Genomic DNA, 775 nt, shown 5'->3' with positions numbered 1-775 from the left:
CGGCAGCCCGACCGCCCGCGGGGTGAGCTGGGCCCGCCGGGACACCAGGAACGCGCCCAGCTCCTGCGCCGGTTCCATGACCGCCCCTCTCCGTTCCCGGGGCGCTGTCACCGCACGCCCGACGCCAGTATGCGCGCCGGACGGCGAGCCGTCCTGTCCCCCTCAGTACCACCCTCCGCCCGTCGCCCGGCCGTCCGCACCGCCCCGGCCCGGCACCCCGCGGCCTGGTACTCGGGGGGTACTGGCTGAGGCGTCGTGCACGGGTGACGGTGGACCGCGGTGCCTTCGGCGCACCGCTCCCGCCGGGCCAGGCGGGCACACCCACACAGCAGGGAGCAGCGGAGATGCGTGCAGTGACCTTCTCTCGACACGGTGACGACAGCGTCCTGGAATCGGCCGACCGGCCGAGACCGCAGCCGGGCGACGGTGACGTCCTCGTGGAGGTGCGAGCGGCCGGGGTGAACCCGATCGACTGGAAGTTCCGCGAGGGCGCGGTGAGCTTCGGGCAGCCGTTCCCCCAGGGCATGGGGTGGGACGTGGCGGGTGTCGTCGTGGAGAGCGCCGGCACGCCGGGGCTCTCCGTCGGTGACGAGGTGTACGGCATGCTGCCGCTGCCCTCCCCCGGCGCCTACCAGGAGTTCGCCGTGCTGCCCGCGTCGGCGGTGGCCCCCAAGCCGGCCACCCTCTCCTTCGTGCGGGCCGCCGCCGTGCCGATGGCGGCGCTGACCGCCTGGCAGTCGCTGGACGCCGCCGGTGAGGTCGCCGGGCGGCGCGT

At 75.6% G+C, this 775-nt stretch carries 1 protein-coding gene; it reads left to right on the top strand.

Going from position 1 to position 775, the window contains the following annotated elements:
- Window positions 1-344: 344 nt before the first annotated feature.
- On the top strand, window positions 345-775 hold a 431-nt coding region (locus ACYVE9_RS29250; protein ID WP_461030896.1), incomplete at its 3' end, for an NADP-dependent oxidoreductase.

Source organism: Streptomyces sparsus (assembly GCF_054776295.1).
This window is presented reverse-complemented; position numbering and strand designations above follow the sequence as displayed.